This window comes from Lactobacillus johnsonii, assembly GCF_013487865.1.
Classification (GTDB): domain Bacteria; phylum Bacillota; class Bacilli; order Lactobacillales; family Lactobacillaceae; genus Lactobacillus; species Lactobacillus johnsonii_A.
The window spans coordinates 606,821-631,298 of the sequence record NZ_CP047409.1 but is presented as its reverse complement, the minus strand read 5'-3'; the positions used below and the strand labels follow the sequence as shown (position 1 = coordinate 631,298).

At 34.1% G+C, this 24,478-nt stretch carries 20 protein-coding genes, 2 pseudogenes and 1 other annotated feature; of the genes and pseudogenes, 5 read left to right on the top strand and 17 right to left on the bottom strand.

Annotation, left to right across the window (positions count from 1 at the left end; translation table 11 throughout):
• Window positions 1–269 precede the first annotated feature (269 nt).
• Window positions 270–905 (top strand): uridine kinase, encoded by a 636-nt coding sequence (gene udk, locus GTO82_RS02975; RefSeq protein WP_004895448.1) that lies wholly within the window; start codon window positions 270–272, stop codon window positions 903–905.
• 26 nt (window positions 906–931) lie between these two features.
• Here the strand turns inward: udk and GTO82_RS02970 are convergent, their stop codons facing one another.
• From GTO82_RS02970 to GTO82_RS02960, 3 genes are all read right to left on the bottom strand, one after another.
• The gene (locus GTO82_RS02970) at window positions 932–1,159 is read right to left on the bottom strand and encodes a hypothetical protein (RefSeq protein WP_004896914.1); all 228 of its coding nucleotides are present in this window, start codon (window positions 1,157–1,159) and stop codon (window positions 932–934) included.
• 7 nt (window positions 1,160–1,166) lie between these two features.
• Window positions 1,167–1,961, bottom strand: coding sequence for a DUF4097 family beta strand repeat-containing protein (locus tag GTO82_RS02965; protein ID WP_180873678.1), 795 nt, complete (start codon window positions 1,959–1,961; stop codon window positions 1,167–1,169).
• Between the two features lie 199 nt (window positions 1,962–2,160).
• Window positions 2,161–4,089, bottom strand: coding sequence for a glucose PTS transporter subunit IIA (locus GTO82_RS02960; protein WP_011161703.1), 1,929 nt, complete (start codon window positions 4,087–4,089; stop codon window positions 2,161–2,163).
• A gap of 193 nt (window positions 4,090–4,282) precedes the next feature.
• Here GTO82_RS02960 and treR point away from each other — a divergent pair, with 193 nt between their 5' ends.
• Both treR and treC read left to right on the top strand, forming a co-directional pair.
• Window positions 4,283–5,008, top strand: a complete 726-nt coding sequence (gene treR / locus GTO82_RS02955; protein WP_180873677.1) for a trehalose operon repressor — start codon at window positions 4,283–4,285, stop codon at window positions 5,006–5,008.
• A gap of 15 nt (window positions 5,009–5,023) precedes the next feature.
• The gene (treC, locus tag GTO82_RS02950) at window positions 5,024–6,682 is read left to right on the top strand and encodes an alpha,alpha-phosphotrehalase (protein ID WP_011161701.1); all 1,659 of its coding nucleotides are present in this window, start codon (window positions 5,024–5,026) and stop codon (window positions 6,680–6,682) included.
• 59 nt (window positions 6,683–6,741) lie between these two features.
• Here the strand turns inward: treC and GTO82_RS02945 are convergent, their stop codons facing one another.
• The 12 genes from GTO82_RS02945 to GTO82_RS02890 all read right to left on the bottom strand — a co-directional run bounded on the left by GTO82_RS02945 (window position 6,742) and on the right by GTO82_RS02890 (window position 19,221).
• Window positions 6,742–7,131, bottom strand: coding sequence for a hypothetical protein (locus tag GTO82_RS02945; RefSeq protein ID WP_014567238.1), 390 nt, complete (start codon window positions 7,129–7,131; stop codon window positions 6,742–6,744).
• A gap of 185 nt (window positions 7,132–7,316) precedes the next feature.
• Window positions 7,317–7,967, bottom strand: coding sequence for an amino acid ABC transporter permease (locus GTO82_RS02940; protein WP_014567237.1), 651 nt, complete (start codon window positions 7,965–7,967; stop codon window positions 7,317–7,319).
• Window positions 7,968–7,980: 13 nt separating this feature from the next.
• A complete protein-coding gene (locus GTO82_RS02935) occupies window positions 7,981–8,619 on the bottom strand; it encodes an amino acid ABC transporter permease (protein ID WP_004896905.1) in 639 nt (212 codons plus the stop codon).
• On the bottom strand, window positions 8,616–9,440 hold the full coding sequence (locus GTO82_RS02930; protein WP_004896904.1) for a transporter substrate-binding domain-containing protein: 825 nt from the start codon (window positions 9,438–9,440) through the stop codon (window positions 8,616–8,618). The genes GTO82_RS02935 and GTO82_RS02930 overlap by 4 nt, the downstream gene beginning before the upstream one ends.
• A 1-nt stretch (window position 9,441) precedes the next feature.
• Window positions 9,442–10,191 (bottom strand): amino acid ABC transporter ATP-binding protein, encoded by a 750-nt coding sequence (locus GTO82_RS02925; protein ID WP_004896903.1) that lies wholly within the window; start codon window positions 10,189–10,191, stop codon window positions 9,442–9,444.
• 138 nt (window positions 10,192–10,329) lie between these two features.
• Window positions 10,330–10,578: a binding site (T-box leader), on the bottom strand.
• A 56-nt stretch (window positions 10,579–10,634) separates the two neighbouring features.
• Window positions 10,635–11,456 (bottom strand): transporter substrate-binding domain-containing protein, encoded by an 822-nt coding sequence (locus GTO82_RS02920; protein WP_180873676.1) that lies wholly within the window; start codon window positions 11,454–11,456, stop codon window positions 10,635–10,637.
• Between the two features lie 53 nt (window positions 11,457–11,509).
• Window positions 11,510–13,279, bottom strand: coding sequence for an ABC transporter ATP-binding protein (locus GTO82_RS02915; RefSeq protein ID WP_135014731.1), 1,770 nt, complete (start codon window positions 13,277–13,279; stop codon window positions 11,510–11,512).
• Window positions 13,272–15,005 (bottom strand): ABC transporter ATP-binding protein, encoded by a 1,734-nt coding sequence (locus GTO82_RS02910; protein ID WP_180873675.1) that lies wholly within the window; start codon window positions 15,003–15,005, stop codon window positions 13,272–13,274. Before GTO82_RS02910 ends, GTO82_RS02915 begins: the two co-directional genes overlap by 8 nt.
• Before the next feature lie 3 nt (window positions 15,006–15,008).
• Window positions 15,009–15,446, bottom strand: coding sequence for a MarR family winged helix-turn-helix transcriptional regulator (locus tag GTO82_RS02905; RefSeq protein WP_014567232.1), 438 nt, complete (start codon window positions 15,444–15,446; stop codon window positions 15,009–15,011).
• Window positions 15,447–15,531: 85 nt separating this feature from the next.
• Window positions 15,532–16,386 carry an alpha/beta hydrolase gene (locus GTO82_RS02900; RefSeq protein WP_155692689.1) on the bottom strand — a complete coding sequence of 285 codons (855 nt, stop codon included), beginning with the start codon at window positions 16,384–16,386 and terminating at the stop codon, window positions 15,532–15,534.
• A 99-nt stretch (window positions 16,387–16,485) separates the two neighbouring features.
• Window positions 16,486–17,724, bottom strand: a complete 1,239-nt coding sequence (locus GTO82_RS02895) for an MFS transporter (RefSeq protein WP_180873674.1) — start codon at window positions 17,722–17,724, stop codon at window positions 16,486–16,488.
• Window positions 17,725–17,814: 90 nt separating this feature from the next.
• A complete protein-coding gene (locus GTO82_RS02890; protein WP_180873673.1) occupies window positions 17,815–19,221 on the bottom strand; it encodes a C69 family dipeptidase in 1,407 nt (468 codons plus the stop codon).
• Between the two features lie 302 nt (window positions 19,222–19,523).
• Between GTO82_RS02890 and GTO82_RS02885 the strand changes: the two are divergent.
• Window positions 19,524–20,800 (top strand): annotated as a pseudogene (locus GTO82_RS02885) (ISL3 family transposase).
• 65 nt (window positions 20,801–20,865) lie between these two features.
• Here the strand turns inward: GTO82_RS02885 and GTO82_RS02880 are convergent.
• Window positions 20,866–22,359 carry a peptide MFS transporter gene (locus GTO82_RS02880; RefSeq protein WP_180873672.1) on the bottom strand — a complete coding sequence of 498 codons (1,494 nt, stop codon included), beginning with the start codon at window positions 22,357–22,359 and terminating at the stop codon, window positions 20,866–20,868.
• 214 nt (window positions 22,360–22,573) lie between these two features.
• Window positions 22,574–22,935 (bottom strand): annotated as a pseudogene (locus GTO82_RS02875) (beta-galactosidase); the annotation flags it as partial.
• 241 nt (window positions 22,936–23,176) lie between these two features.
• Between GTO82_RS02875 and GTO82_RS02870 the strand changes: the two are divergent.
• Window positions 23,177–24,463: a phosphatidylserine decarboxylase family protein gene (locus tag GTO82_RS02870; RefSeq protein WP_180873671.1), complete on the top strand. Its 1,287-nt coding sequence runs from the start codon at window positions 23,177–23,179 to the stop codon at window positions 24,461–24,463.
• Window positions 24,464–24,478 lie beyond the last annotated feature (15 nt).

Here is a 24,478-nt window from a genome sequence, read left to right as displayed (position 1 = left end):
TTACTATCTAAAAAATCAAAAAATACCAAATTGGTCAATTTGATTACTGATTTAGTATTCTTTTTCTATAACGTACTACTAGTAAATATATATTTTTTTGAAAGAGAATTAATTTTATAAATATTAATAGTGAACAAGATATTTATTTTTAACTAGTTCCAAAATATTTCACTATAAAAAACATATTTGTCAAGATTATTGCTCAGAAAGCTATCATAGGGCATAATTTTAAGGTATTATTGTAATAGTTTAAAAAAGGAGATTTTATTGTGCAAAGTAAACGCCCTATTATCATTGGAATTGCTGGTGGTTCTGGTAGTGGTAAAACAACCATCGCCCATGAAATTTATGACCAATTACAACAAGACGACCATATCTTAATTATGACGCAAGATTCTTACTACAAGAACAACGACAACTTATCAATGGCAGACCGTAAAAAAATCAACTACGACCATCCTGATGCCTTTGACATGCCACTTCTTGTTGAACAATTACGTCAATTAATGGACTATAAGGCAGTTGAAATGCCAGTTTATGACTTTACCGCTCATACAAGAAGTGAAAAGACAATTCACACTGAACCAGCCGATATTATTATCTTAGAGGGTATCCTAGTTTTAGGCGAAGAAAATTTACGTGATTTAATGAGTATTAAAGTCTTTGTAGATACTGATGATGATATTCGTTTTATCAGAAGATTAGAGCGTGATACACAAGAACGTGGACGTTCTGTAGAATCAGTAATTAATCAATACTTAGCAACGGTTAAGCCCATGTATAATCAATTCATTGAACCAACTAAGCGTTATGCTGATATCATTGTTCCAGAAGGTGGAGAAAATGATGTTGCTATCGATATGCTTACTACGAAGATTCGTTCAGTTTTAAGTACAGTCAAATAAAAATAACCTCGTGGTTTTCCACGGGGTTATTTTTCACCAAAAAAGAAACTCATTATAATTCCACCAATCAGACTTCCACCTATTAATCCAAGATATTCTGACGTTTTCAGTATTAAGCTTTGAGATTCACTCCAATTAGAAATTCCCACTACTATAGAACTCATTACAAAGAATGAGACTGTATTAATAATAACTGATTTCAAGCTACTATAAATTCCTAAATTTTTCTGCTTAGATTTCTCTCTTTTCACCATTCTTCTCCTATTCCACCACATTATCTCCATCTACTGTTGTCATTGTTAAGATCACTCCAGATGGTTGCGGATCAAATGAAATATTATTTAGTCCATTAGCTGTCCTGACACGGGCGTACTTTAAATTTGCACTCCAGACAGTATTATGCCCTTCAATATTATTAATCTCATAATCGCTCTTAAAGACAGCATGATCTAAGGTGAAATTACCAGCCTTTAAGTTTGCACTTCCACCATCAATAGTTACGTCAGTTAAATTCATGTCTCCATCGGTAACATTCAATGAAATTTTAGATAAAGTAGATCCAGATACTTTAATTTCTCCGTCATATGTAGCCAGCTTCCCATCAGCTAAATCACTGTTTCTCACGGTCACATTACCATCTGTTGATTCAAGAAGGGCTTCAGCAATTGCAACACGTCTTACTCTAACTCTTCCCTCAGTCGATTTAAGATATGCTTTTTCCACTTTGGTATCAACAATTTCAATATCACCACTATTAGTTTGAACATCAAGCCTATCTAAAGTTACATCTGCTGGTACAAAGACTTTAAGATGCGCTTCACCATTATCAATTAAATTAATTCTCTGCTTAAGCTGTAACTTTCCATTTTCCAATTGAACAATAGGTAAGTAGTGCCGTTTACCTATAAAGTTAACTGCAAAACGTTCTCCTTGTTCAACTGTTACATCCCCGCTACTTAATTTTATTTTCAATTCGTTGAATTCTTCGTCACTTATTTTTACCCTAACAATCTCATCTTTTTTATTTTCTTTAGAAAAAAGCTTTTCAAAGATCATAGCCTTTCCCCCAATCTACGACACAATTAAATTATTATTAATTATATTAATAAGATTTAATATTTTCAACTATTGAATTCAAAAAAACAGCGCTGAATTATCAACGCTGTTTTATCAATTTTATCAACTTAATTTGGTTATCAAATCTACTAATTGCCCGTTCTAAGATCAAATAATGGCCATAATTTTTTCTATTATATTACTTACTACCTGGTCTCTTCTTTTTTGCTACCTTAGCACCTTGTACCATCTTGTCATTGTAGCCCCATACCCAAGTTACAATAAATGAAACTACAATAGTTACAGCACTAGCAATTAAGAATGTGTAGAAACTAGATAAATCAGTTGGATGTTTTGGATTGAAGAATGATGAGAATCCAATCAAACCACCAGTAAAGCCATACATTGTTCCGTGCATTAAGCCAGTAACTAATCCACCAAAGGCAGAACCGATACATCCAGAAATAAATACTTTCTTATATCTTAAACTAATACCATAAACGGCTGGTTCTGTTACACCGCACATTGCAGAAATTGTTGAAGCAAAACCTAATTCCTTTAAGTCTTCTTTCTTAGACTTAATAGCAACAGCTAATACTGCAGCACCTTGGGCAATCATTGATGAACAAATAATTGCGTTTAATGCACTTTCACCAGTTCCAGCAATTTGTTGAGCAACAAGTGGCACAACACCCCAGTGAAGACCAAAGATAACCAATACTTGGTAGAAACCACCAATAATGAATCCGCCAACCCAGCCAGATGCATGAACTAACCAGTTAATGAAGACAGCAATACCGTTAGCAACACCTTGAATAATTGGACCGGTTACCATCAAAGTTAAAGCTGATACAACTAAAACAGTAATTAATGGAATAAAAATCATTTGTAAGTATGATGGTAGCCACTTTTTAAGCCAGTCTTCACATTTTTTAGCAAGCCATGCAGCTAAAATCATTGGGAAAATTGAGTAAGTATAGTTCAAGAACTCAAACTTAATTCCGCCAATTTCAAACATGGTCTTGAAAGCTTTACCCCAATCAACTAATTGCGGATAAACAAGCACTCCACCAATAACTGCGGCAATGATCGGATCAGAGTTCAATCTTTTAGCTGCACAATATCCTACTAAAATTGGTAGGAAGAAGAATGCAGAATCGGCGATTGCACTCGTTGTAATATAAGCTGTACTCTTTACACTAAGCAAACTTCCTAATTGAGGAAGAGTTAGAAGGGCTAAGATACCCTTAATAATACCAGCTGCAGCAATTACTCCAATAATTGGACTCATTGAACCAGTAATAAAACCAATTAAATTACCAAAAGCTCTTGAAACTGGATTTTTACCATCATCTTCTGGAGCTGGTGCTGCTTCACTATCTAAAGGTCCTAATTGTTTAACTACTTTATCAAAAACATTAGTAACCTCATTACCGATTACCACTTGATATTGACCCGAAGCATGCATTACATCTAAAATTCCACGCTGATTTTTCAAAGCTTCATCATTTGCTTTACTTTCATCCTTTAAGTAAAAACGCAAACGTGTAATACAGTGAATCACATTATTAACATTATCCTTACCTCCAACATTTTTAATAATAAAGGTAGCTAATTCTGGATAAGATAACTTTTTGCTTGAAGTATCCTCAGCTCCTGCTTCTTTCAAGTATGCAGTTGCTACTACTTCACCAGCTTTTGCTTCACCTTCAGTTACATCTAGTCCTGAAAGCTTATCTGCTGAATTAGTAATTAAAACCATAATTGTTGTATCTAATCCTTTGGCTTTAATTTCATCTAAGTTCATTTCAGCAATTTCTTGGCCAGCCTTAACTTCCTGACCATTTTCAATCTTAATGGTAAATGGAGCTCCCTTTAAGCCAACGGTGTCCACACCCATATGAACTAACACTTCTAGTCCTTCTTCAGTTACGATACCAACAGCATGTTTAGTGTCAGCAACCATACTGATTTTCCCTGAAACAGGTGCTACAACCTTTCCAATGGTTGGAGTTAATCCAAACCCATCCCCCATTGTTCCCTGAGAAAAGATTGGATCAGAAGTTTTAGCTAAAGCAATAACCGCTCCAGTTGCTGGAGCTAATAAATTAGTAGTATCTTGTACCATAATTTCATTCTCCCCTTTGAAAGTATCCGCTTTCATTTATCTTGATTTTAATATTATACTTGTCTGTACAAGTTGTCAATATATTTTTATGAAAAAGCTTACTTTTCTTTTAAATCAATATTTTATAATTAAAAATGTTTTTCTTTACTTGTCTAATCAAGTGTATATAATTAAAGACAAAGGAGGGTTTTTTATGGCTCAATCTAAATTTGGAGTAATTGCTCAAGACTTAGTTGATAAAATCAAACATCAACAATATAAGCCTGGCGACTATCTCCCAAGTGAACATCAATTAATGGATTTATATGGCGCTTCTCGTGAGACAATTCGAAAAGCTCTTAACAGCTTAACTGACCTAGGACTGATCCAAAAAATTAGAGGAAAAGGTTCAATTGTATTGAATTTAGATCGTTATACTTTTCCAATTTCCGGAATTACTAGTTTTGCGGAATTGAATAACCAATTAGGATTAAAAGCTGAGACAAAAGTATTACTTCTACAAAAAGAAGATAAATTACCAGCGCAATTTATAAAGTATTTTCCTGAAGAAGAAAATAGCATCGGTTTTCATCTTGAACGATTACGTTTAATAGATGGGCAGGCAGATGTATTGGATTGTGACTATTTACTCTCCCCTCCAGTTAATTCTCTTCCACAGGAAGCTGCTGAGACTTCTATCTATGACTATTTAGAAAATAAACAAAAATTAGATATTTCATACGCAACAAAAGAAATTTCTGTCTGCAAAGTTGATAAAAGAATTCAAGACTTACTTCAACTCGACAATGATCTTGCAGTTTTAGTTGCAAGCCGTAATTACTTAGCTAATACAACTAAATTTCAATTAACTTTGTCTTATCATAGACCCGATAAGTTCAAATTTGTTGATTTTGCTCGTAGAAAAAAGATTAAGTTTTAGAAAGGTACTATATCAATGAATAATTTAGGCAATAAAGTAATTTACCAAATTTATCCAAAATCTTTTTATGACTCAAATAATGACGGTATCGGTGATTTACGCGGAATTATCCAAAAAATTGACTATATTAAGAAGCTAAATGTAGACTTTATTTGGTTTAATCCATTTTTTGTTTCCCCGCAAAATGATAACGGCTATGATATCGCTGATTATAAAAAAATTGATCCTCGCTTTGGAACTATGGCCGACTTTGAAGAATTAGTGGCTAAACTAAAAGATATAAATGTTAATGTCATGCTTGATATGGTCTTAAACCACTGTTCTACTGAACATGAATGGTTCAAAAAGGCTCTTGCTGGTGATAAAAAATATCAAAAATTCTTCTATCTCAGAAAAGGTAAAGATGGAAAGTTGCCTAACAATTGGCAATCTAAATTTGGTGGCCCTGCCTGGTCAAAATTTGGTGACACAGATTATTACTACCTCCATCTTTATGATCCAACTCAAGCAGATCTTGACTGGCACAATCCAGAGGTTCGCGCTGCCTTAATTGATGTAATAAACTTTTGGCGCAGTAAGGGTGTTCACGGTTTCCGCTTTGACGTAATTAATGTAACAGGAAAAGATACTGTCCTAGTTGATTCAACTGATCCAGTCCAAGAAAAATCACTCTATACTGATACTCCAGTAGTGCAGCAATATCTAAAAGAATTAAACGCTAAGTCCTTTGGTCAAGATCCAGAGTCTGTCACTGTTGGAGAAATGTCCTCTACTACAATTGAAAATTCAATTGCTTATACTCGCCCACAAGATCATGAACTCTCAATGGTATTTACTTTCCACCATCTCAAAGTTGACTACAAAAATGGAGAAAAGTGGTCAAAGATGTCTTTTGACTTCAAAAAATTAAAAGACATTATGCTTACTTGGAACAGCAAAATTGACCAAGGTGGCGGTTGGCAAGCTCTATTTTGGAACAATCATGACCAGCCTTGGGCTTTAAATCGGTTTGGCGATACCGGTAAATATCATGACAAATCTGCTGAAATGTTAGCTCTCGCTCTTCACCTACTGCGTGGAACACCCTATATCTACATGGGTGAAGAAATCGGTATGATGGATCCACACTATACTTCGATGAAAGATTATGTTGATATTGAAGCACTAAATGCATATGATGCCCTCATTGCTAAAGGGATGAATAAAAAAGAAGCTTTTGAAATCGTTCAATCAAAAGCTCGTGATAATTCAAGAGTCCCAATGCATTGGGATAATTCTAAATATGCTGGTTTTAGTGAAAGTAAGCCTTGGCTGATGCCAACTGACCAAGACAAGGTGAATGGTGAAAAGGAATTACGTGAAGGAGAAATATTTAATTTCTACCAAAAATTAATTAAACTTAGAAAAAGCGAAGAATTAATTTCAGCTGGTCACATTAAGCCTCTTTTGATGGATCATCCCCAGGTTATGGCATATGAACGCTACTTAGATAACTCTGACGAAAAATTATTAGTCTTTGCTAACTTCTATGGCAAAGAAACAAAGGTTGAAATTCCTACGGAATATATAGATCGTGACGGTGAAATTTTAATTCAAAATTATGATGAAGAGATTGTTACTCTTCCTTCAACACTTGAGTTAAAGCCATATGAAGCTTTAGCAATTAAAATATAGTAAATAAAGAGCAACTTCACATATATTTTCATGTGTAGTTGCTCTTTTTACTAGATAATTTACTTAAAGAAATTTACAAATCCACTAAATAGAATTACCGTACTAATTAAATAAATTTGCCAAACGGCTAAATTACTATCATCCTTGCCCAACTTTTTAGCCATTTGATGTCCACGCCAGTACATTAAAAGTGATACGATAATTAAAATAATTCCTAGAATAACATATAAAAAGTGTGGAATATAAGGATTCGTATCCCCTAACAAGAACATGACTGGTACGATAATCAATACTGCACTAATGAAGGTTCCAAAGTATATTACATAAGGTGCAGTTGCAAGTTGTTTTGCCTTTTTATCCCACTTATAAAATCTGAAGGTACGATACAATTCAAAGAAGCCTAGTAACATTACGACAATGTACATGGCTGTTAAACCCCAATTTTTCATAATTAATTTCCTCACATTTTATTTTTTCTTATATATTTATACCTGTATTTTATTCCTTTCTTTAAAATAAAAATACAAAAAATACCAAACCAGTTCATTTTTTTACCAATTCGGTTAAATATACAATTATTGCTACTCAAACGGCATAATAAAAACCACATGAATTTTTTCATGTGGTTTATTTTTTAATACTTACTTTGTAAATGCTTAGCGACCATTGAAAGTGAGAAACAAACAATGAAGTACATAATCGCAATAATTACATACATTGGAATCAAGTAAGTAGTATTTTGACTATAAATAATTTGTGCATGGAATAATAATTCCGGCAAAACAATAATTGTTGCTAAAGACGTATCCTTAACTAATGAAACAAATTGTGATAAAAGGGATGGAATCATCTTATTGAGCGCTTGCGGAATGATTACATGATACATTGCCTGCATATATGTCATACCGTTTGAGCGGGCACCTTCCATTTGACCGGGATCAACAGCAGCGATCCCACTTCTCACAATTTCAGCTAGCATTGCCCCTTCAAATACTACCAAGGCAATAATAGAAGCAACCGTTGGATTGGTAATAATCCCTAATTCTGGTAATCCAAAATACGTAAAGAAGATAATCAACAATAGTGGCAGATTTCTAATAATATCAATTACAAATCCAACAATTGCTGAAAGATATTTAATTTTCACATAACGGATAAAACCAAATACTAATCCCAATACAAAACTTAAAGCAATTGAGATCAAAGATACATATATGGTCACCCACAAACCTTGTAAGAGAAAGCGAATGTTAATCCAAGAATATGCATGAATAAAGTTTTCCATCTTTTTCTCCTTCCTAGGCTAATTTCTTTTCTAAGTGACGCATGTAGTAACTTAATGGTAGGGTCAATACTAAGTAAAATAACCCTACAACAACATAAGTATTGATTGTTTCAAATGATGAGAATGCAATTACGTCTGCTTGATACATCAAATCAAAACCTGCTACAAAGGCTAAAACAGATGAGTTCTTAATTAAGTTAATGAACTGGTTACCTAATGGCGGAATGACAATCTTTAAAGCTTGTGGCAAGATAACATACCGCATAGCTTGCGTATAAGTCATCCCATTTGAGCGGGCACCTTCCATTTGACCATCACCAACTGAGTTAATTCCCGCTCTAACTGTTTCTGCAATAAATGCTGAAGTATATAATGTTAATCCAATTGTACCTGCTGCAAATCCAGATACCTTGAACCAAATTTGAGGTACAACCAGATAAAAGATCATTGTAATAACTAACAAAGGAATGTTACGGAAAATTTCAATGTAGACATGTGCTACTGCTCTACCAAACTTATTTGGTGCAACTTCTAACAAAGCAAAACCTACCCCAAGGATCAAACTAAAGAATAGGGCAATTACACTACATAAAATTGTGTTCCAAAAGCCTGATAAGAATTCAGACCAATGATTTGTTAAAATTCCTATCACGAATTTTCAACCTCCTTAATATTAAATCCTGGAATACCGTCAAACCATTTAACTAATAGACGATGATACGTTCCATTTTTCTTTAATTCATTTAGTGCCTTATTAATATGATCAGCAAAATCAGTTTGACCTTTTTCTACCGCAATACCGTAAGGTTCACTTGTGTAAGTTCCCCCTACTAATTTATAACCTTTATTTTCACTAGCAATACCGGCAAGTAATCCGTTATCGGTAGTCATTGCTTGTCCTTGACCAGCTTTTAATGCAGTAAATGCTTGACCATAATCATCATATTCCAAAACTTTTGCTTTAGGCGCAAACTTCTTAACATTATCAACTGCTGTTGTTCCTTTAACAGCTAAGGCAGTTTTACCATTCAAGTCTCTAACATTTTTGATTGAAGAATCATCTTTTACAAGTAGTGATTGTCCAGCAGTAAAATATGGTTCACTAAAAGTTACTTGTTTTTTTCGATCAGGCGTAATAGTCATTGTTGCTAAAATTGCATCAATATTTCCATTTTTTAATAACGGTATTCTTGTTTTGGGAGTTGTTTGTACAAATTCAGCTTTTGCGTCTTTGCCCAACATTTGCTTAGTTAAGGCCTTTGCTAAATCAACTTCAAAGCCTTCGATTTTTCCAGTTTTAATACTCATTAAACCAAATAAACGAGTATCAGCCTTAACTCCCCAAGTAATTGTCTTACTCTCTTTAACCTGATCATAAACATTACTTGATTTCTGCTTCTTGGCACAGCCGGTCAAAGTAACTAATAAAGCTAGTACCAGAGGCAAAATAAAAATCTTAGTTGATTTTTTCATTTTAGCCACCTAGCTTTTCAGTAATAACCTTACTTAAAAATTGACGTGCACGTTCAGTCTTAGGATGTGCAAAGAATTCTTCTGGTTTTTCATCCTCTAAAATTCTACCTTGATCAAAGAAAATTAATCTGTCCCCAACTTCACGAGCAAATCCCATTTCGTGAGTTACAACAACCATTGTAATTCCTTGATCTGCTACGTATTTCATAACATCTAACACATCTTGAATCATTTCTGGATCAAGAGCACTAGTTGGTTCATCAAACAAAATTGCCTTTGGTCTCATAGCTAATGAACGAGCAATTGCAACACGTTGCTTTTGTCCACCAGACAATTGTCTTGGATACATATTTGCCTTTTCTTCAAGACCAACTTTTTTTAGAAGATCCATGGCAATATCATTATTTTCCTTATCTGGTCTATGCAAAACAATCTTAGGAGCTAAAGTTATATTTTCAAGCACAGTGTGGTTGTCGTATAAGTTAAAATGTTGGAAAACCATTCCCACATTTTTACGAATTTTATTTAAATCCGTATGCTTATCTGCCAAATCATAGCCAGTAACCATCAAAGTACCAGAATTAATTCGCTCTAATCCATTCATTGTACGAATCAAAGTACTCTTACCAGAACCAGACGGGCCGATAATTGAAACAACTTGACCCTCTTCAATACTCAAATTAATATCCTTTAAAGCATGGAACTTACCATAGTACTTATTTACATGCTTAAAATCAATAATTGCAGCCATTGTGCTTCCCCTCTCTTTTTTACTCACTTTTCCATTCTACTCTAAAACTTCTTAAAATTAACTTCTGTAGTTATATCTGTTGCATACCCCTTTATTTCCTGATTGGAGCAAAGAAAAAAAGCCCTTCGCTCCTAAATTACTCAGGACGAAAGGCTTTTTTCCGCGGTACCACCTAAATTGTCTAATTAAAGACCAACTTGACTAGAGCACAACCATGCTCCAGCGGCTAGATAACGTACCGCTTACGGCTAAACTTACTCTCTTAAAAGATTTCGGCCAGCAGCATTATAAAAGTGTCTTTCAATAATCCAGGGTCTGCTAACTTTTCCACTACCGTTAACTCACTAAAAGAAATAGATTACCTACTTTTCTTTTTATCGCTTTTTAAATTTAAATGTTGATTACATTTAATAATATTTTTTCAAAAAAGGCAAGTAAAAATTTTACTTTTCACCTTCGGCCTCTTTAATATTAAAGCCCGGAATACCGCTAAACCACTTCTTTACCAAGGCATCATACGTCCCATCTTTTTTTAATTTTACTAGTGCACGATTAATTGCATTTTTCATTTGTGTTTGTCCTTTATTGACAGCAATTCCATAGGGTTCCTTAGTATAGGTGCCCCCTACAAGTTTATAGACCTTGTTTTCTGTTGCAATTCCGGCAAGCAAACCATTATCAGTAGTCATGGCTTGACCTTGACCGGCTTTAAGCGCAGTAAATGCTTGACCATAATCATCAAATTCTAATACTTTAGCCTTAGGTGCAAATTTTTTAACATTGGCAACTGCTGTTGTACCTTTTACAGCTAATGCAGTTTTACCATTCATATCTTTAATGCTCTTGATTGTTGAATCATCTTTTACAAGAAGTGATTGTCCAGCATAAAAATATGGATCGCTAAAATCAATTTGCTTTTTGCGTTCTGGCGTAATCGTCATTGCCGCTAAAACTGCATCAATATTTCCATTTTTCAAAAGTGGAATTTTTGTTTTTGCAGTAGTTTGTACAAAGTTTGCCTTAGCATTTTTTCCTAGTATTTCCTTAGTTAAAGCATTTGCTAAATCAACTTCAAAACCTTCAATTTTTCCGGTTTTAATACTCATTAAACCAAATAAACGGGTATCCGCCTTAACACCCCAAGTAATTTCATCACTTTTTTTAACTTCTTGGTAGACGTTACGAGTATTTTTTTGACATGCCGAAAGTAAAAAAACGCTAAATAAGACAACAAATAAAGAAAAGAATCGTAGCTTTCTCTTCACTTTTTAAACTTTCCCCCTAACTAAAATTAGAGGGAAAGCGTCCCTCTAATTTATTATTCAAATGCCATTTGATTAGTATACAAGCCATAGTAAAAACCACGCTTCTTAATTAATTCATCGTGATTTCCTTCTTCAATGACATTTCCATCTTTCAACACTACTATTTTATCTGAATTTAAGATAGTCTTCAAACGGTGAGCAATAACAAAACTAGTTCTACCTGCAATAACCGCATCCATAGCTTTTTGAATCTTAGCCTCAGTAACAGTGTCTACATTAGAAGTAGCCTCATCCAAAATCAAAAATTCTGGGTCAGTTAAGATTGTTCGAGCAATTGAAATTAATTGCTTTTGACCAGTAGAAAAGACGGAATTCTCTTCTGAAACTTGCGTATCATAACCATCAGGTAGGGTCGTAATGAAGTCATGAATATTAGCTTCTTTTGCGGCCGCAATCACCTCATCTCGGCTCGCATCTGGTTTACCATATTTAATATTATCTTCAACGGTTCCAGTAAATAGAACCGAATCCTGTAAAACAATACCAACATTATTTCTTAAAGATTCAAGAGTAATATCACGCACATCAACGCCATCAAAAGTTACTTTCCCACTATTTACATCGTAGAAGCGATTAATTAGGTTCATGATTGTAGTTTTACCTGAACCCGTTGGTCCAACTACAGCAACTGACTTACCTTTATCGACATCAATTGAAACACCGTGCAAGATTTCTTTATCAGCGTTATAGCCAAAATGAACGTTTTCTAATTTAACGCCCTTTTTGATTCCTTTAAGAACTTTTCCATCAGGTACCGTATTCTCCTCATCTTGTTCTTCAACAGTTGCCAATCTTCTAGCACCAGTTAAAGCAAGCTGTGTCATTGAATAAATTGAAGTGAGTTGGGTTAGTGGTTGGAAATATGTTTGTGAATATTCAACAAAGGCAACAATTAATCCCAAACCAATTGCTTGACTGACTTGGCCACTAACAATCAGCCATGCCCCTCCACCAATTACAATGGCTAAATTCAGTAAAGAGATTCCTTGTAGCAAGGGGAAGAGCATCCCAGAATAAAATTGACCTTTGAACATAGCGCTACGAACATCGTTATTGTACTTTTTAAAGTTTTGAACAGATTCTTCTTGTAAGCCGTTAGTAATAATTACTTTTTCACCATTGATCTGTTCATTTACATAACCATTAAGATCACTAATTTTATCCTGTTGCTTATCTAAGTAAATTCTCGCCTTCTTCATAATGACTAAACTAATAATCAAAATAAATGGCGTTGTTGCTACCGTAAATAGGGCCATAGTTGGGTTTACGATAAACATCATAATGATAGTTCCGATTAATAATGCGCCTTGAGAAATAATTTCAAAAATTGCATTATTCAAGGCATTAAAAATATTATCTAAGTCTGAATTAAATAGAGATAATAGTTTTCCATCTTGATGAGTATCAAAGTAGCGAATTAACATTCTTTGAAACTTAGCAAATAAGTTTTCTCTCATATCATTAGTAGCATTTGCAGTGAATTTTGACATTACCATCCATGCAATAAAGGAGGCGATAATTCCTGCTGCATATACACCCACCATTGATCCTAAAGCCTGATAAAAGCTACTTAAATCATGAGTACGGCTAGCTACTTTATTAACCGCCTTAGTCAATTCTTGAACAGCATTTCCTAGGAAAAGAGGACCAAGCACTTGACTCAAAGTCGAAATCAAAGATAAGACGATAACAATTGTAACGCCTTTCCAATAATTCTTTAAATACTTGGCAAAGTATTTTAATGCTTTTTTAGTATTACTCATCAATTTCACCTCTCTTTTCTTTAGCTTTTTGTGTGCGATAAATATCTTGATAAATTGGGGAAGTCTTCAGTAATTCTTCATGAGTTCCTTCAGCAACCAATTTTCCATCATCTAAAACTAAAATCTTGTCTGCATTCATCACTGATACTATCTTTTCAGCAATAATTACTGTTGTTGTATCTTTTAAATCATGCTCTAAAGCTTCTTGAACTAATTTTTCAGACTTAGCATCTAAGGCTGAAGTAGAGTCATCTAAAATCAAAATCGGTGGTTGACCAATAACACCACGAGCAATTGATAAACGTTGCTTTTGACCACCAGAGAAGTTAGCTGATCTTTCTTCTACTTCATGGTCAAATCGATCCGAGTATTGACCGACAAATTCCTGTGCTTGGGCAATTTCTGAAGCACGTTTTAATTCATAATCGGTCGCATCTTCTTTTCCTTGACGCAAGTTAGAGGCAATTGTTCCAGAGAATAAAATTGCTTTTTGTAAAACCATTGAAACAGTATTACGCAGCGATTTTTCACCAATTGTCTTTAAGTCTTTTCCACCAATTTTTATTGTTCCTTTAGTCGGATCATAGAGACGCGGAATAAGTTGAGCCAGCGTACTTTTACCAGATCCTGTTGCTCCAACAATACCAACCATTTCACCTGGTTTCACCTTAAATGAAATATTCTTTAAAGTTGGCTTATCTCCATCAGGATAAGTGAAAGAAACATCGTCAAATTCAATACTTCCCTTCTCTGGTGCAGTTGGTGCATTAGGATCAAACTTAACATCTGGTTCAGTATCAAGTACTTCTTTAATTCTTCGTAGAGAAACCATTCCACGAGTGAAGTTCATAATCACAAAACCACCAATTAAAATTGCAAAGAGCAAAGTTAAAATATAAGAAACATATGGTGATACAACTGCAACATCAGTTGGAGTTAAATTAGCACTGCGTCCTACTAAAAAGACAACCAAAGCAATTACTAAATAAGCAATTAACATGAAAGCTGGCATAATAGTAGAAATCCAGTAACCAATCTTAATATTTAATTCGTTTAAATCATCAGAAGTTTCGTTAAATCTCTTAATCTCATTTTCTCCCTGATTAAAAGATTTTACTACACGTACACCCTGTAAATTTTCTTTAACGCGAGTAGAAATTTTATCCATATAGTGTTGGAATTTAGCAAAAAGTTTATTCATATTTTGAATAACAATGTATCCAACCCCCATCATTAAAGCTAGCATTAATACAGGAGCCCACCAATACTGAGGAATTGTAATAATACTCAGTACAAATGATCCAATTAAAATAATTGGCATTCTGAGTAATTGCATGAATAAGATCATCATCATATTCATAACTTGGTTCATATCATTAATTAAACGAACAACTAATGAACCACTAGAGAATTTTTCAATATTTCCAAAAGAAAAACTTTGAATCTTAGCATAAGTTTCTTCACGTAAATCTGAGGTTATTCCCTGGGCAATTTTTGCAGCATAATATACGTTAAAAATACCAGCAATAATTGCTAATAAACCGAGTACAACTAATCCAATTCCATCTCTTAAGACAACACTCTGGTTATCCGCCAAAATTGCTTTTTGGATATTTTCTAATAATCTTGGCTGCCATAAGGTTGCAAAAGCAGAAATTAGAATTGTAATAATCGCTAAAATTATTTCTTTACGATAATTTTTGAAGTGTGGCTTCAAAATTTGCATCTATTATTCTCCCTTCTTTCTTAAAAGCTCCCAAAAGGTATCACTCCACTCTTCATTTAGAGCCACTAACTGTTCCATCTTTTGTGCGCCCATTTTTTGTGCAATTTGCTTTTCAATTTCAAATAAAGGAGTCATTTTCTTTTTAGCGTATTTTTTCCCTGAAGCAGTTAGCTGGCAATACTTAACCCGATTATCTTCTGGATCAATTGTCAGTTCTAGATAATCTTGTTCTAGTAAGCGGTGAATTCCTTTATTAATAGATTGCTTTGGTAAGTCACTTAAGTTGACCAGATCTTTTTGCGTTAATCTTTGGCGCATTAATAGTTCATACAAAATAATGGTTAGATAACTTGGCATGCCATGTTGTCTATCCCACTCTGCATAAGCTTTTCCACCTCGGATAATTGCAAAATTCAACTTTTCGGTAGCAGTTAATTCCATACTTCACCTCACAAAAATAGTCTCTGTAGATACTAATTAATTAACTATATTAGTATCCACAGAGACTATTGTCAATAACTTTTTATTATTCTTTCCATAAAAAATTAATTAAAAGTTTATCAACTTCTTTATTTTCGTGTAATTTGCTATGTTGTGCATTCTTACCCTTAATTTCTACTTCACGGTATGATTTGGCACGGCCATTAATTAAATATTTATAACTTTGTGCTGAGGCTACAGAAACTGATCCGTCAGAATTTGAACCGTCCTCTTTATTACCATAGATATTTAAGACCTCAATTTGTCTCGGATAGTGTTTCCGTAAAGGTAATAATTGCTTAAAACCATCACTATAAATATCCGGTTCACCTGTTTTCTTATTTTTGATCTTAGCCTTTTGGCCAGCTTCTTCACCAAGATAGCCATCGTAATGCCCTGCAATTGAAACTACTTTATTAATCTTAGGCAATTTTTTATTGTCATAGTTTTCATTAATGTAGTTAGCAATTTGTAGATTTCCCATTGAATGACCAACTAAATTAATCTTTGCATAATGATATTTATTAGAGATTGCAGTTATTACATCTTTTACATATGATGTTTTTCCACTCTGATTATCTTCTAGATTAACTTTGATAATTGGATTTTTTGCATTTTTTGGGATCGTGCCTTTAAGTTTAACAGTGCCATTTTTACTTACATCTGCTTGAATAATTGTATTACTTACACCAGCCTTTTTTGCGGCATTCGCCATTTGGGTCTCCGCATTTGCACTTGACCCCCAACCATGAAAGAAAAATGTGGGAATTGTTTTAGTATTGGTTAAAGATACAGTAACCCTTTTAGCAGGAATATTTTGAGCTTTTTGACCACATCCCGCTAACACAAATAAAAATAATGCAATAAAAAAACTAGCAAGATAAATCTTTTTCTTCTTCATAATTATTTCCTCTCACACTTACTTTTCTCCAGTATACAAGGACAATTATCAATTGAAAAATATTTATTCTTACTAGTTTCCCATCGTTAAAAGCTATATTTAGTTTCTTTTAGCTTCTTTTGTTAAAGTTTTTAAGCCTGGTAAAGTAATCATCACAACAAAGCTAAGTAAGTATAAAGCTGATAAAAAGCCCATTACTACGCCTAAGTTATATTTATCCATTAAAATACCTATTACTACTGATGAAAATCCACCGATTGCTCTGCCGACATTAACAATAATATTATTGGCACTTGACCGAATTTCTGTTGGATATAATCTACTGATTACAGCGCCATAGCCACCAAACATCCCATTTGAGAAAAAGCCAACTACAGCTCCAATAATCAAGAGCATGGTCATATTTTGGGCCAAACTTAATGTATAAACCATTAAAGCTGAACCAATTAAGAAAATTGCAAAGGCTCTTCTCGGGCCAAAGTAGTCAAAAATTGAGCCAAATGTCATCATACCAATGCTCATTCCAATAATAGTAGAAATCATCCAAAGACTAGAATTTGAAACATTTAAATTCAATTGTTTTTGCACAATTGTAGGAAGCCAGTTCATTAAACCAAAATATCCAGCAATTTGAACTGTCATCATAATCATTAGACCCACTGTTTGCCAGGCAAGATGCGGTGTTGAAAACATTTTTTTAGCCACATCTGATAATAATGAATTCTTTTCACTAGCTTGAGCCTTAATGAATTGCTCACTTTCATGGACATGTTTTCTAATGAAGATGGTTAAAATTACTGGAAGAATTCCTACTAAAAATAGCATATGCCAGCCTGCTACTGGAATAATCCAAGCTGCAATTAAAGCCGCTAAAATTGCTCCAATTTGGCCACCAATCGCTGCTACTGAGGTCATTTTACCAATTTGTTCTTTATGAAAGTTCTCAGCAATTAAAGCAATTCCAACACCATATTCCCCACCTGCTCCAATTCCTGCTAAAAACCGAAGAGCATAGATAAGATAAATATTATTGGCAAATGCCATCAAAGCTGTCGCAATTGCAAAAATAATTACTGTATGGCTAAATGTTTTAACTCGACCAATCTTATCACCTAAAATTCCAAAGGCGATTCCACCAACTAACATTCCTAAATTAGTAATCGTTGAAATAAAGCCAGCCTCTCCACCTGACAAGTGAAGATCAGCAATCATCGAACTCATTGCAAACGATAAAAAAAGCACATCCATATTCTCAAGCGCAAAACCTGATGAAGTAGATGCAATAACCCACTTCTGATTTTTGCTTAGAGTATGTCTGTGCTTAACCATTGTATCCATATTAAATTCCTCCAAAACGAATGCTCTCTGTCATTCAATTATTTCTTCAGAACTTATTCTACTCGTTTTTTTATGATTTACAATCCTAGATTATAAGTCTGGGTCTCTTCTAAAGTGCAATGGTGATTTCTTTATTTGCTTAGTGATTAACTTACCAATTAATTCTTGGTAGTCTTTAACTGCCGTATGAGCTAAGTCTTTGTTTGCTTTATTAATTAAGTCTAGCTTCTTTGCAGGATCTTTTTCCTTATCCACTTTAACATCATATTCTGCCCGCATTTGACTTAATTTTTGTTGTGTAGCATTTCTAGCCTGATACAATTGCAAACCATAGTCTTTCCATGAACGATCAGCTAAGACTTGTGCTTCCTTGTAAATCCAATAAGCTGAGTTTGAAGCATACTTATCTTTGCCGTGTCTATAGAAGCTTGGTACTACGCTACCTTGTGGGTAGAAAGGAACATATACATTTTGACAAGTAATGCCTAATGATAACCAGTGAATCCAATCCTTACCTTTCAGTTGCAGTAAGTGTGACTCTTCAGTAAAGTCAACACTAATTGGACGATATACCGCTGTATCTTTATTAACAGGATTTGCTACATCATATTTAGTTCCATCATAGTGGTCTCTTAATACTCTTTGGGCATCAGTGATTGAAATTGGATGGTCTGCTTTTTGAATAAATGGAATATCAAAGCTGCTTGGCTCTTGCTTAATAGAAGGACTTAAGATTCTTTGGCCAGTCCAAACACGAGCAGTGTTATAAGTTAAATCCAACAGGTTATGTGTACCAAAAATACGACGCCAATTAAATGGCTTATTATTTGGCCATAAATTATGTTCTTCAACAAATTTTTGTAAACCAGGAGCAGTAATGAAGTTATCAGAGTCATTAAAGTCAATTTCTTGAATGGCTAATTCATTAGCAGCTACAGCATAGCAATCATCTGGAATACGTTGTGCTACCCAGTAGTGAGCAGTACCAATTTCGAAGTACCAAGCTTCTTTAGGGTCAGCGAACAAAATACCATCTGATTCACCTGCAGTATGATCTTTAATAATCTTAGCAAAACGAGCAATAGCTTCGCGTGCTGTCTTTACATAAGGCAAGATACAAGTTACCATTGCTTCTTCAATGATACCGGTCTTCTTGAATGGATCAAAAGATTGAACTTGGTCATTGGCATAGGTAGTTTCAGTAGCACTCATTGCTACACCAAATTGGTTAATCCCAGATTCTTCATAAACACCCTTCTTGTCACTCCAGTTTGGAGTTGAAGAATAAGCATATCTATGAATTGGTAAATCCATTTCAAACTTATTCAAGTTAGACTTAAAGTGATTATTAGGAATATCCTTTTCTTCATGAAAAGCTAAATGCTTAGCACAGTTTGGCTTATCATCTTCATTACGTCCAATGATAATGCTGCCATCTGTAGTAGCATTTTTCCCAATTAAAATTGATGTACATGCACTGTGATTACTTTCAATCATTATATATCACACTTTCATTTAAATAACCTTTCTTATTCATTTTTCATTGTATTACCTTAGGCGCAAAAATTTTACTAAAACGCATTCTCAAAAGTGTGAACTAATGATTTTATAAAAAAATAAGGAAAGATCCGAATTACCCATCAAATCTTTCCTTATTAAATATTGGCTCTATACTTTTTCCTGTTGATGGATATCTATGATATTCTATCGACAGGATTTTTATTGCACAAAGAAAGAGGCCATAAGCCTCACTGCATTAAATCTTCTGATTCCACTCTAAAGAATAAAGGTGATTGCTTATGTCCTCTAACAATGATTGTATTAAATTTCATCTCAATATTGAAGATCCTAATATTATTTTTCTGATTATTTTAAAAAATATATTAACGGCAAATATCATAATCTCTATGTAGCTGAACTTATTCAGTCCCATTGTCCTTACTGTCTTTCCTCTAATCTTAAGCATAACGGTCATTACGTTTCTAACGTTCGTTTCATTACTGCTGATGCTAGTAAGCCCGTTACTATCAGATTAAGAAAACAACGTGTTCTCTGCAATGATTGTTTAAAAAGATCTATGGCTCAATCTAATCTGGTTAATAAAAGCTGCTATATCTCTAACACTTCTAAGCGAAAAATACTTTCTGCTCTTACTGAAGATCGTTCAATGACCAGCATTGCTAGAGAACATAATGTATCTGTCAACACGGTTCAAAGAGTATTAGAAGCCTGCTCTTCTAAGTTCTATGATGACTTTGATCATCTCCCTGAACACTTAGCCTTTGATGAATTCAAAGGTGTAGGCAAAAAGCTTCACTTTATTTGTCTAGATGGTGATACTCACAAAGTTGTTCAAATTCTTAGAACTCGTTTCAAACCTGATATTCTACGCTATTTTTACAAGTTCACTCCTAAAGCTCGTGCAATGGTTAAAACAGTAACTATGGATCTTAATTGTTATTATCCTTTAGTTGCTAGAGAATTATTTCCAAATGCTCAGATAGTTATTGACCGTTTTCATATGGTTCAAATGCTTACTAGATCGTTTAATATTTTCAGAGTTCAAATCATGAAGCAATTTAAAAAGCAAAGCCATGAATATAAGCTTTTAAAGTCTCCTTGGAAGCTTTATCTCATGAAATATGACAAACTTAATAAGACTACTCCCTACTACGATTGGCACTTTAAAGACTCTCTCACTCAGGAACATGTTGTCTTAGATGGTTTAGATTGTGACCAAACCTTAGAAAATACTTATTGGGTTATGCAGGACTTTATGACTGCTATTCAGGATAACGATGAAAAGAAAGTTATCCATCTACTTCATTCAAAACAAAGTGTTGGTAAACAAATGCATCAAACACTACTGACCTTTAAGCATAATTATACCGGTGTCCTAAACGGTATATCTTCTAACTACTCTAATGGTTGTCTTGAAGGTGTCAATCGGAAGATTAAGCAAATTGAACGTACTGCTTATGGCTATAGAAATTTCAAACATTTATTAATTAGAATTAGACTTGAAGAAAATATTGTAAAAGAAAAAGAGCCAAACAACTATTTTCTAGTTGCTTAGCTCTCTTTACAAACTATTCATCAACAGGATTTGACAAACAGCCTAAATATTAAATTATGTTTGTTTTATTCAGCATCTGCCATTAAGTTATGAATTTTCTTAGTAAAGAAAAACATCACTACACCAAACAATACACTAACAATTCCCACTGCTAAGAAGTATGCCACTTCAGTTTTACTTGAGTAGTATTTAACAATTTGAGAGTTAATAGCTTGGCCAGTGGCATCTGCCAAGAACCAAAGACTCATCATCTGTGAACGGAAAGCTTTTGGTGCTAAACGTGTAGTTACAGATAAGCCAATTGGAGAAATAAGCATTTCGGCAATTTCAACAATAAACCAAGAGCCAACTAGCCAAAATGGGCTAACTCGTCCGTTTGTTCCATAAAGCATTCCGGGAAGGGCCATCCACATATATGAAAGACCAGCAAAGACCAAACCAGCAGCAAATTTACCAGCAGCACTTGGTTGTTTCTTCCAGTTATCCCATAACCATACAAAGAACGGAGTCAAAATCATGATAAATACTGGGTTCAAAGTTTGGAAGTTAGCAGCAGTAAAGTGCCATCCTCCGATGTGAAGTACTGTTCTTTGGGCAGCAAATAGAGCTAAAACAACAGAACCAGATTCTTCAATTCCCCAGAAGATAGAAGCTGCAATAAATAAGGGAATGTAAGCCCAAACTTTTGAGCGTTCCTCTTTTGTAACTTTAGGGCTTCTAAGCATTAAAACAAAGTAATAAATTGGTAAGGCAATAGCAACAATAGTAATTAAAGTAATAATATTATCAATATTTAATTGACCAAAAGCAGCCATTAAACCTAATACTACTGCTAAAGCTAAAACTCCTAAACCGATTCTCTTTAAGACTTTGTTACGAGTTTCTGGATCGATTGGATCTGTTGGGTGCATTCCATTCTCAGAGAGATACTTTCTACCACCCCAAACATACTGTACTAAACCAAAGAACATTCCAACTGCTGCCAAAGAGAAACCAGCATGGAAGTTAAAATGATTTCCAAATAAATTAAGGCCAAAACCTTCACTTGCCCAAGGAACTAACCATGGAGCAAGTGCTGATCCTAAGTTAATACCAAAAACAAAGATACTGAAACCAGCATCACGTCTTCGATCATCTAATGAGTATAGGCCACCAACCATATCAGAAACATTAGGCTTAAGTAAACCTGTACCTACCACAATGAATGCGATCGAAATATATAAACCTACCTCTGCCATTGGTAGGGCTAAGATAATGTGTCCAATCATAATAAGGACACCACCAAAGAAGACAGTACTACGTGCTCCCCAAATTCTGTCTGCTAGCCATCCACCAGCTACCGTAGAAAGATAAACAAGTGAACCGTAGATAGACATAATTGAAGCAGCAGTGGTTTCATTCATCCCTAATCCGCCACGTTCTACGGCATAATACATGTAGAAGAGTAAAATAGCACGCATACCATAGTAACTAAATCTCTCCCACATTTCAGTGAAGAACAAGGTGGACAAGCCACGAGGTTGTCCAAAGAAAGTCTTCTCTGTTGTTGAATTATTCATTAAAAACTATCCTTTCTGTATTATGTGTTTTATATACACAGAAAGGTCTATTCTATACCTATTTATAATAAGTAGTCAAATTGGTACAGAGCAGTATATCAAAAAAATAAGCAATCTTTACTTTTAAAGATACTCATTTTATCTATTTATTTTTTTATAAATCTTACTTCCAAATGGAGTAAGAACAACTTCACCGTTAATTATCTTCTGTTTGTGGTGTATTTTCCATTACTAAAAAGTTCTGATGTTTCAAACTCCTAAAGCAGTCATGAATTAGGCTAATATTTCTACCTAATTCTTCTGTCGTCTGATTGTCATTACCCCAAGCTGGATAAGAATCCCAAGAGATAAGATCTACATGCTTAGCTAGCTTTTGATAGTCAAATCCAGCAAAAGGATCTATTCTTTTTCTGGTTCTACCTTTGCCCATGAAAAAATTCCTACAGTTACTGTATGGATATCCGCCTGTTTAAAAAATGCGAAGTCTTGATTAATAATATCTGGTTCGTCCCACCATTGTTCAGGATTATAATCTCCACCGTGTAGAAATTAGTTAATTTTTAGTATTCGTTCCATGATTTTTCTTTCCTATATGTTTATATTTAGTATAAAAAGTAACTTTCTTCCATAAATATTATATCGCCTTCTTAGTAACAATTCTTATCATTAAATTTAATTTTATGAATATATGTTAATTTGGAATATTGCTTCTTATTTTTTGACGTTATTTTTATTTGAGCCTATAATGATATTGAAAGTGTGCACATTTTTTATTAAGATTAGCGTTATTTTTTTCATAAATATCGAGGTATAAATTATGAAAAAGAATATTCAATACAATGTAGGACAATGGTTACCAAGTGACCAAGAATTCTATAATAAATGGTTAAAAAAGGTTCTAAAAGAAGCAGAAAGTGAAGAAAATCAAAAGTTACTTCCTCCCGTTCAAGCCTTAAAAAATTTAATTGAGTCTGATCGGTACTTGTACAATATTACTCAAATGATGTTTGATGAAATTCCTGAAAAATATGTCGACACACCGATGGGGACTCCTCAAGTAAGAAATTATCGTCAAATGCTTTTAATGCTCAATCGTATTATTCAAAGAGCTCCAGAATTTAATACTACCGGATTGGTCGGAACGCCAATCAATGCAATTTGGGATTATCCAATGGCTACTAAAGCTGGATATGTATTTTTCATGAATCCGAAAATCAATAAGAAATTAAGAGATATATTAAATTATTGGGGCAAATATTTGCAAACTCCTGCATCTACCTATGTTCTTAACACTTCTAAAAATGGTTGGTTAAGTGACTATGCATTAAACGAAATGTCTAAAGTAGCCGATGGCGATAATTTCACAACTATTTTCAAATGTAAATCAAATGATCGTGAAAAGCATTTAGGCTTTACTTCCTGGGATAATTTCTTTACTCGTTTATTCAATCCTGGCATTCGTCCTGTCCAAGATCCTGATGATCCAGATTCAATCGCTAATGCATGTGAATCTGCTCCATTTAGAATTGCCCGTGATTTACCAATGAAAGCAAAGTTCTGGATTAAAGGACAACCCTATTCATTAATGGATCTTCTTCATAACGATCCATGGACATCAAAATTTGAAGGTGGCACTTTATACCAAGCATTTTTAAGTGCTTTAAGTTACCACAGATGGAATAGTCCTGTTAGTGGAACTATTGTTAAAGCATATAATTTACCAGGTTCATATTACTCCGAAAGTCTATATCAAGGCTTTGCAAATGAACGTGGTGCTGATCCTGTTGCTGCAAACGATTCACAGGCTTTCTTAACTGCTACGGCTACTCGTGCTGTTATTTTCATTAAGGCTGATAACCCAAAGATTGGTCTCATGTGCTTTGTCGCTGTAGGTATGTCAGAAGTTTCAAGTGATGAAATCACTGTACGTGTTGGTCAACACGTTAACAAGGGCGATCAACTAGGGATGTTCCATTTCGGTGGTTCAACCCACGTACTTCTATTTAGACCTGAAACTCAAGTTGAATTTAATTTACATGATCAAGAACCTGGTTTAGGCAGTTCAAATATTAAAGTTCGTGAAGAAATAGCTCGTGTTAAATAAGGATGAATTTTTATT

Coding starts and splice junctions, on each gene's coding strand:
- GTO82_RS02870 (WP_180873671.1), top strand. CDS start 23,177: ATGAAAAAGAATATTCAATACAATGTAGGACAATGGTTACCAAGTGAC.
- GTO82_RS02905 (WP_014567232.1), bottom strand. CDS start 15,446: ATGGAATTAACTGCTACCGAAAAGTTGAATTTTGCAATTATCCGAGGT.
- GTO82_RS02925 (WP_004896903.1), bottom strand. CDS start 10,191: ATGGCTGCAATTATTGATTTTAAGCATGTAAATAAGTACTATGGTAAG.
- GTO82_RS02890 (WP_180873673.1), bottom strand. CDS start 19,221: ATGATTGAAAGTAATCACAGTGCATGTACATCAATTTTAATTGGGAAA.
- GTO82_RS02965 (WP_180873678.1), bottom strand. CDS start 1,961: ATGATCTTTGAAAAGCTTTTTTCTAAAGAAAATAAAAAAGATGAGATT.
- GTO82_RS02945 (WP_014567238.1), bottom strand. CDS start 7,131: ATGAAAAATTGGGGTTTAACAGCCATGTACATTGTCGTAATGTTACTA.
- GTO82_RS02930 (WP_004896904.1), bottom strand. CDS start 9,440: ATGAAAAAATCAACTAAGATTTTTATTTTGCCTCTGGTACTAGCTTTA.
- treC (WP_011161701.1), top strand. CDS start 5,024: ATGAATAATTTAGGCAATAAAGTAATTTACCAAATTTATCCAAAATCT.
- GTO82_RS02910 (WP_180873675.1), bottom strand. CDS start 15,005: ATGCAAATTTTGAAGCCACACTTCAAAAATTATCGTAAAGAAATAATT.
- treR (WP_180873677.1), top strand. CDS start 4,283: ATGGCTCAATCTAAATTTGGAGTAATTGCTCAAGACTTAGTTGATAAA.
- GTO82_RS02960 (WP_011161703.1), bottom strand. CDS start 4,089: ATGGTACAAGATACTACTAATTTATTAGCTCCAGCAACTGGAGCGGTT.
- GTO82_RS02915 (WP_135014731.1), bottom strand. CDS start 13,279: ATGAGTAATACTAAAAAAGCATTAAAATACTTTGCCAAGTATTTAAAG.
- GTO82_RS02970 (WP_004896914.1), bottom strand. CDS start 1,159: ATGGTGAAAAGAGAGAAATCTAAGCAGAAAAATTTAGGAATTTATAGT.
- GTO82_RS02940 (WP_014567237.1), bottom strand. CDS start 7,967: ATGGAAAACTTTATTCATGCATATTCTTGGATTAACATTCGCTTTCTC.
- GTO82_RS02900 (WP_155692689.1), bottom strand. CDS start 16,386: ATGAAGAAGAAAAAGATTTATCTTGCTAGTTTTTTTATTGCATTATTT.
- GTO82_RS02895 (WP_180873674.1), bottom strand. CDS start 17,724: ATGGATACAATGGTTAAGCACAGACATACTCTAAGCAAAAATCAGAAG.
- GTO82_RS02880 (WP_180873672.1), bottom strand. CDS start 22,359: ATGAATAATTCAACAACAGAGAAGACTTTCTTTGGACAACCTCGTGGC.